The 2,904-nt window shown below is 55.5% G+C and carries 5 protein-coding genes and 1 pseudogene; 5 read left to right on the top strand and 1 reads right to left on the bottom strand.

The annotated features are described in order from the left end of the window. The 5 genes and pseudogenes from RI563_RS12535 to RI563_RS12515 form a co-directional block, all read left to right on the top strand. A pseudogene (locus RI563_RS12535) lies at positions 1-423 on the top strand (hypothetical protein); the annotation flags it as partial. Further along, complete coding sequence (locus RI563_RS12530; protein WP_134080631.1) at positions 413-601, top strand: CPXCG motif-containing cysteine-rich protein; 189 nt, start codon at positions 413-415, stop codon at positions 599-601. The pseudogene RI563_RS12535 and the gene RI563_RS12530, both read left to right, overlap by 11 nt. Beyond that, positions 594-854: a transcriptional antiterminator, Rof gene (locus tag RI563_RS12525; RefSeq protein ID WP_310694723.1), complete on the top strand. Its 261-nt coding sequence runs from the start codon at positions 594-596 to the stop codon at positions 852-854. The genes RI563_RS12530 and RI563_RS12525 overlap by 8 nt, the downstream gene beginning before the upstream one ends. Next, positions 854-1,213, top strand: a complete 360-nt coding sequence (locus RI563_RS12520; protein ID WP_310694722.1) for a cupin domain-containing protein — start codon at positions 854-856, stop codon at positions 1,211-1,213. The genes RI563_RS12525 and RI563_RS12520 overlap by 1 nt, the downstream gene beginning before the upstream one ends. A 3-nt stretch (positions 1,214-1,216) precedes the next feature. Next, a complete protein-coding gene (locus RI563_RS12515; RefSeq protein WP_310694721.1) occupies positions 1,217-2,110 on the top strand; it encodes an ROK family protein in 894 nt (297 codons plus the stop codon). Positions 2,111-2,175: 65 nt separating this feature from the next. Here the strand turns inward: RI563_RS12515 and RI563_RS12510 are convergent, their stop codons facing one another. After that, the gene (locus RI563_RS12510) at positions 2,176-2,331 is read right to left on the bottom strand and encodes a hypothetical protein (protein ID WP_310694720.1); all 156 of its coding nucleotides are present in this window, start codon (positions 2,329-2,331) and stop codon (positions 2,176-2,178) included. Positions 2,332-2,904 lie beyond the last annotated feature (573 nt).

Here is a 2,904-nt window from a genome sequence, read left to right as displayed (position 1 = left end):
CGGCCCGGGCGCCAGTGCCGGCATAACCGCAATTACTGGGAATTCGGTGATTACCTGGGAATCGGCGCCGGGGCCCATGACAAGCTGAGCGATGCCGCCGCCGGGCGCATCGTGCGTCGCAGCAAGCAACGCGGACCACAAGACTATTTACAGGCCACCGATTTCGTGCAGAACGAACAATGCCCCGACCAGGACGATATCCTGTTCGAGTTCATGCTTAACGCCCTGCGCCTCAATGACGGTTTTGAACTCGCCCTGTTCGAGCAGCATACCGGCCTGTCCCGCGACGTGTTGCAGGCGCCATTGCAACAGGCCGTCGCCGATGGCTTGATCGAACAGGCGGATGACCCCATACAAACCAGTATGCGCGGACGACAATATCTCAACGATCTGCTCGCCCGGTTTTTACCCGATGCTGGATGAAGTCAGCATCGCCTGTCCCTACTGCGGCGAGGTATTCACCACCGTGGTGGACTATTCCGCCGGCGACCAGGAGTACATCGAGGACTGCTATGTCTGTTGCCGTCCGATCCGCTTTAGCGTTATGGTGGATATCAACGGTGAACTGGCCGAGGTCATCACCCGACAAGACAATGAGTGACGATAACGACGACCGCTACCAGGCGATCTCCTGTGCCGACTACAGCCGCTATGAGCTGTGGATCCTGCACGAGCAACGCCTGCAACTTGCCTGGCGCGATGCGCAGGGCCAGGAATACATCGGTCTGCTGCAACCGCTCGATTTACAATCCCGCAGCGGGCAGGAATTTCTGATCGCCAAACCGGTCAGCGGCGGTGACACCCTCCACATTCGCCTGGATCGGATCCTGCGCTGCAACCCGGATGAAGCCTGATGCATACCCGCGACCGCGACATCGACACCTACACCACCAAGGACGGCTCACAAATCCGCGAGCTGATGCACCCCGACGTGCACGGCAACCGCAACCAGAGCCTGGCCGAAGCCATCGTTTCACCCGGCGAGATCACCCAGCTGCATCGCCATGGCAAGAGCGAGGAGCTCTATCACATCACCCGCGGTCGTGGACTGATGACCCTGGGCGAGGAGGAGTTCGAGGTGAATGTCGGCGATACCGTCGCCATCGCCCCCGGTACCGCGCACCGCATCCGGAACACCGGCGAGGAGCCGCTGCATATCCTGTGCAGCTGTTCCCCGCCCTACGCCCACGACGACACCGAATTGCTGGACTAAACCATGCGCATCGGGATCGATCTGGGCGGCACCAAGATCGAGGGCATCCTGCTCGATGAGCAGGGCGCCGAACAAACCCGCCAACGCATCGATACCCCGCGCAACGACTATCCGGCCACCGTGCAGGCGGTCGTCGATCTCGTCAAACAACTGGAACGCGAACTCGACAAACCGGCGACAGTGGGCATGGGCATCCCCGGCGCCATCTCGCCGGCCAGCGGCCGGGTCAAGAACGCCAACTCCACCTGGCTGATCGGCCAGCCGTTGCAGGACGATCTGCAACAGCAACTCGACCGTGAAATCAAAATCGAAAACGACGCCAACTGTTTTGTCGTCTCCGAAGCGACCGACGGCGCGGCACAGGGGGCCGATGTCGTCTTTGGCGTGATCATCGGCACCGGGACCGGCGGCGGTGTGTACGTACGGGGCAACTCGATCGTCGGTCTCAACGCCATCGCCGGCGAATGGGGCCACAATCCCCTGCCCTGGCCCACCCCCGATGAATACCCGGGCCGGGATTGTTACTGCGGCAAAAAAGGCTGCATCGAAACCTGGCTCTCCGGCCCCGGCTTCAGCCGCGATCACCAGCTCAGCGGCGGCGGCCATCTACCGGCGCCCGAAATCGCGCAACTGGCCGCACAGGGCAACACCCTGGCCGAAGCCTCACTGGAGCGCTACGAACAACGCCTGGCCAAAAGTCTGGCCTCGGTAATCAACATCCTGGATCCGCAAATCATCGTGCTGGGCGGCGGCATGTCCAACATCCGGCGCCTGTACGACAACGTCCCCAAACTCTGGACCACCTACGTCTTCTCCGATCGGGTCGACACCAAACTGGTGCCGCCGAAGCATGGGGATTCCAGTGGCGTCAGGGGCGCGGCGTGGTTGTGGGAATAGGTAACGTTTGAAAAAGCGGGAATGACAGAGTTTTCACATTGACACCTAACAGCATCACATAGCTTTCAAGGTAAATCAGCAGGTATACCTTCGGGCTCCAACTCTGTACGTGAAACCAGCTTTACTTCTGTATCAATATCAATGACGTACTTAATCCTTTTAAGCTCACCGTAGTCACTATATACACCAACCACTAACTCTTCAGGGGTAATAGCACGCATTCTTGGCGTGAAGTCTTTTTGCCGCTCTGAAGAAAAATATCAAGTACGTACACACCATTTTCACCCACCAGGAACACGCCTACAGTATCGTCCTTCCATGTGGTTTTTGTGTTTATTGCATATGCAACCACAGCCTTGAAATTATCAGTCACTTCTCTTGTCTGGCTGGTGTATATCTTGTTTACATTTACACCATCAACATGAAAATAATTAATTATTCTTTCATCTGCATGAACATTACTGCCTACAACCAGAGTCGCAAATAGAATTTATCTTAATTTCATAAACTTTACATTCAACATAAGTCAGAAATCAGAAAAGTGGTGGTGACAAACGAGAATTATTCGTATTACCATGTGTCACCGACCCCTTTTATTAGAGCATAGTTGTTGCGAATATTAGAGTTATCTGCGCTCTGACCCCGGTATTTTTGTTTGCTGAATATTATTGTTGTGCTGGCATATCGATAAAACATCATTATTCCAACTCAGAACATGGATTCGATTTTAGAAATTTAATTAGTTCTTCGCCTTGACCGAAGCTTTGCGCAGATGGCGTCTGTGATCTTGACAC

This window comes from Thiohalophilus sp., from assembly GCF_031581315.1.
Taxonomy (GTDB): Bacteria; Pseudomonadota; Gammaproteobacteria; order UBA6429; family Thiohalophilaceae; genus Thiohalophilus.
The sequence above is the reverse complement of the archived record's forward strand: the minus strand, read 5'-3'. Positions and strand labels throughout refer to the sequence as shown.

Bases quoted from the DNA above. Each gene is read 5' to 3' on its own strand.
- RI563_RS12530 (WP_134080631.1), top strand. From the start codon at position 413: ATGCTGGATGAAGTCAGCATCGCCTGTCCCTACTGCGGCGAGGTATTC.
- RI563_RS12510 (WP_310694720.1), bottom strand. From the start codon at position 2,331: ATGCGTGCTATTACCCCTGAAGAGTTAGTGGTTGGTGTATATAGTGAC.
- RI563_RS12525 (WP_310694723.1), top strand. From the start codon at position 594: ATGAGTGACGATAACGACGACCGCTACCAGGCGATCTCCTGTGCCGAC.
- RI563_RS12520 (WP_310694722.1), top strand. From the start codon at position 854: ATGCATACCCGCGACCGCGACATCGACACCTACACCACCAAGGACGGC.
- RI563_RS12515 (WP_310694721.1), top strand. From the start codon at position 1,217: ATGCGCATCGGGATCGATCTGGGCGGCACCAAGATCGAGGGCATCCTG.